5 protein-coding genes are annotated in these 3,213 nt (G+C 63.5%); 4 read left to right on the forward strand and 1 reads right to left on the reverse strand.

Annotated elements, in window-relative coordinates:
• The 3 genes from EN780_RS30725 to EN780_RS30735 form a co-directional block, all read left to right on the forward strand.
• Positions 1–589, forward strand: a 589-nt coding sequence (locus EN780_RS30725; RefSeq protein ID WP_281035388.1) for a DnaJ C-terminal domain-containing protein, incomplete at its 5' end; no start/stop codon positions are given.
• Between the two features lie 107 nt (positions 590–696).
• Positions 697–1,515: an enoyl-ACP reductase FabI gene (fabI, locus tag EN780_RS30730; RefSeq protein ID WP_127282527.1), complete on the forward strand. Its 819-nt coding sequence runs from the start codon at positions 697–699 to the stop codon at positions 1,513–1,515.
• Positions 1,516–1,574: 59 nt separating this feature from the next.
• The gene (locus EN780_RS30735; RefSeq protein ID WP_128276159.1) at positions 1,575–2,162 is read left to right on the forward strand and encodes a histidine phosphatase family protein; all 588 of its coding nucleotides are present in this window, start codon (positions 1,575–1,577) and stop codon (positions 2,160–2,162) included.
• A gap of 46 nt (positions 2,163–2,208) precedes the next feature.
• Here EN780_RS30735 and EN780_RS30740 read toward each other — a convergent pair whose 3' ends face one another.
• On the reverse strand, positions 2,209–2,472 hold the full coding sequence (locus EN780_RS30740; RefSeq protein WP_127310681.1) for a DUF1344 domain-containing protein: 264 nt from the start codon (positions 2,470–2,472) through the stop codon (positions 2,209–2,211).
• A 389-nt stretch (positions 2,473–2,861) separates the two neighbouring features.
• On the opposite strand from EN780_RS30740, the gene EN780_RS30745 reads away from it, so the two are divergent.
• Positions 2,862–3,213 (forward strand): chorismate synthase (locus tag EN780_RS30745; protein ID WP_128276160.1); only part of this gene is annotated, 352 nt, incomplete at its 3' end.

Below are 3,213 nucleotides of genomic sequence, written 5' to 3' on the forward strand. Positions count from 1 at the left end.
GTTCGATGGCAACAGCGACATCTTCAGCCAAATCTTCGGCGACGCCTTCTCCGGCGCCCGCGGCGCCGGCAGGAGCGGCGACCGCCGTCAGCCGGTCCAGGCCGCCGACCTCAACGTCACGCTCGACGTCACCATCGAGGAGGCAGCCACCGCCGACAAGGTGACGGCGATGTTCCCCGACGGTCGCAAGATGGCGGTGAAGCTGCCGGCCTATGTCGAGGACGGCCAGACCATCCGTCTGAAGGGCCAGGGCGAGCAGGGACCGGGCCAGCCGGGCGACGCGCTGGTCAAGATCCATATCCGCCGCCATCCGCGCTACCGTGTCGAGGGTCGCGACCTGCATGCCGATCTGCCGGTGGCGCTGGCCGACGCGGTGCTGGGCGCCAAGGTGGCGGTCGAGACACCAACCGGCCGCCTCGCGGTCAATGTCCCGGCATGGTCGAGCTCCGACAAGGTGCTGCGGCTGAAAGGCAGGGGTTTGCCGGAGAAAACCGGCGGCCATGGCGATCTCTATGTCCATGTCAGGCTGATGCTGCCCGAGGGCGGCGACAGCGAGCTGGAAGCGCTGATGCGTCGCCAAAAGGGCTGAGCTTTGGAGTTTTCTCCCCCGGACAGTCCGCTTTGAGCGCTTGAAGGGGCTCTGTGCCTGTGCGATAGGCTCTTCACAAAGCAGACATTCTTGCGGAGAACGCTCACATGGCGGGTGGACAGGGCCTGATGGCCGGCAAGCGCGGGCTGATCCTCGGCGTTGCGAACAATCGGTCGATCGCCTTCGGCATCGCCAAGGCGTGCGTCGATCATGGCGCCGAGATCGCGCTGACCTATCAGGGCGAAGCCTTCAAGAAGCGCGTCGAGCCGCTGGCGGCGGAGCTCAACGCCCATGTCGCCGGTCATTGCGACGTCACCGACCCGGCAAGCCTTGATGCCGTCTTCGCAGACATCGCCAAACATTGGGGCAAGCTCGACTTCCTCGTCCACGCCATCGCGTTTTCCGACAAGGACGAATTGACCGGCCGTTATGTCGAGACGACGCGCGACAATTTCCTGCGCACCATGGACATCTCGGTGTTCTCTTTCACCACCATCGCCAAGCGCGCCGAGCCGCTGATGACCGATGGCGGCTCGCTGTTGACGCTGACCTATTACGGCGCCGAAAAGGTGATGCCGCACTACAACGTCATGGGTGTGGCAAAGGCGGCGCTGGAAGCGAGCGTGCGTTATCTCGCCGTCGATCTCGGCGCCAAGAAGATCCGTGTCAACGCCATCTCCGCCGGCCCGATCAAGACGCTTGCCGCCTCCGGCATCGGCGACTTCCGCTACATCCTGAAGTGGAACGAGTACAACGCGCCGCTGAAGCAGACGGTCACCCAGGAAGAGGTCGGCGATTCCGGCGTCTATTTCCTGTCGGATCTGTCGCGCGGCGTTACCGGCGAGGTCCATCACGTCGATTCTGGCTACCACGTCGTCGGCATGAAGGCGGTCGACGCGCCCGACATCTCGACCGTCAAGGAATAAGCGCGTCGGACGACCATCCCCCCGCCTGCAGTCTGCCTGATCTTTCGCCGGAAGACCTGATGTATCCGCTCGTCTACATCGTGCGCCACGGACAGACGCAATGGAACACCGAGCGTCGCCTGCAGGGTCAGGCCGATACCGACATCAATGAGCTTGGACGCCAGCAGGCGACTGGCAATGGCCGGCGCTTGGCCGCGATGATCGGCAAGGGTGAGGATTTCGACTTTGTCGCCAGCCCGATGCGGCGCACGTGCGAAACGATGGAACTGATGCGGGCGGCAATGGGGCTCGACCCGCTCGCTTACCGGACAGAACCGCGTCTGGTGGAATTGAGCTTCGGCGACTGGCAGGGTTTTACGTTTCGTGAGCTCGAAGCCCGGCTTCCGGGATCGACCCGCGGGCGCCGCTCGGCCAAATGGGATTTCCAGCCGCCCGGAGAGGGGGCGGAAAGCTATGAGATGCTGCTCGAGCGGATCAAGCCATGGTTCGACGCGCTCGACCGGCAGACGGTCTGCGTCACCCATGGCGGCGTGATGCGCTGCCTTTTCCGCTTCGTCATGGGCCTGTCAAAACAGGAGGCGGCGGGCCTGGAAATCCCTCAGGACCAACTGCTCCGGCTGCAGGGCCGGAGCCTGGAGTGGCTGTGAAGGCTGCGGCCTGTCGAATTCAGATCAGGCCGGCCTCATCTTGGATCTAGTTGGCGTCGGTATCCGGCAGCTGCATGTCGGTGACCACATTCTCGCCATTGGTCACGTCAAAGGCAATGACGATGTCCATGCCCGGCTGCAGCGCGTCGAGATCGGTTTCGGCGTTGAGCTTGTAGGACTTGCCGTCGTCCAGCGTCAGCGTCAGCGTATCCTTGTCGACCTTCTTGATCAGGCCCTCGGTCTGGCCGGCGAACGCGGCGGCGGTGGAAATCATCAGCATGGCGGCAACAGCGCCAATCAGGGTACGCATCGTCGTCCTCATTATCATTGCGCCGGCATGGCTAGCGGCGGGGTCCTCAACGGCGGATGGAAGAAAGCAGAAACCAAGCGAATGTGTCAAAAGTAAAACTGGCTTCGTCACGACCTATTTCGCTCAAGGTGCGATCGCGAGTTCCAACGACGGTTCCTTTCACGAGCAATGAGCGGCAGCCACTCGCGCGGCGTGCTCTTGATCATTGCGGCAGGGCGGGCAGCCGACCTGGCCGTTCGTGGCAGCGCAGGTCTCCCCGCACACACAATTTGACCACTTTGCAAAACGCCAATAGAAGGCAGCGTGCAGCGCCGCGCGAGCTTTTTGACCCGCAAGGGACGCCGCACCACTTTGGACTTCCGGCTCCGCCGCCGGGCAGGGCGTTTTCCATGTCTCACAACACTTTCGGCCACCTGTTCCGCGTCACCACATGGGGTGAGAGCCATGGGCCGGCGCTCGGCTGCGTCGTCGACGGCTGCCCGCCCGGCATCCGTTTCAAGCGTGAGGACATCCAGGCCGAACTCGACAAGCGTCGCCCCGGCCAGTCGCGTTTCGTGACGCAGCGCCGCGAGCCGGACGAGGTCAAGATACTCTCCGGCTTCATCCTCGACGAGGACGGCGAGACGATGATCACCACCGGCACGCCGGTGTCGATGCTGATCGAGAATGTCGACCAGCGTTCCAAGGATTATGGCGAGATCGCCCGCCAGTACCGGCCGGGGCATGCCGACTACACCTATG

The organism is Mesorhizobium sp. M4B.F.Ca.ET.089.01.1.1, from assembly GCF_004022605.1.
GTDB classification, from domain to species: Bacteria; Pseudomonadota; Alphaproteobacteria; order Rhizobiales; family Rhizobiaceae; genus Mesorhizobium; species Mesorhizobium abyssinicae.

Excerpts from the sequence above, each read along its gene's own strand:
- fabI (WP_127282527.1), top strand. The coding sequence starts at position 697 with ATGGCGGGTGGACAGGGCCTGATGGCCGGCAAGCGCGGGCTGATCCTC.
- EN780_RS30735 (WP_128276159.1), top strand. The coding sequence starts at position 1,575 with ATGTATCCGCTCGTCTACATCGTGCGCCACGGACAGACGCAATGGAAC.
- EN780_RS30740 (WP_127310681.1), bottom strand. The coding sequence starts at position 2,472 with ATGCGTACCCTGATTGGCGCTGTTGCCGCCATGCTGATGATTTCCACC.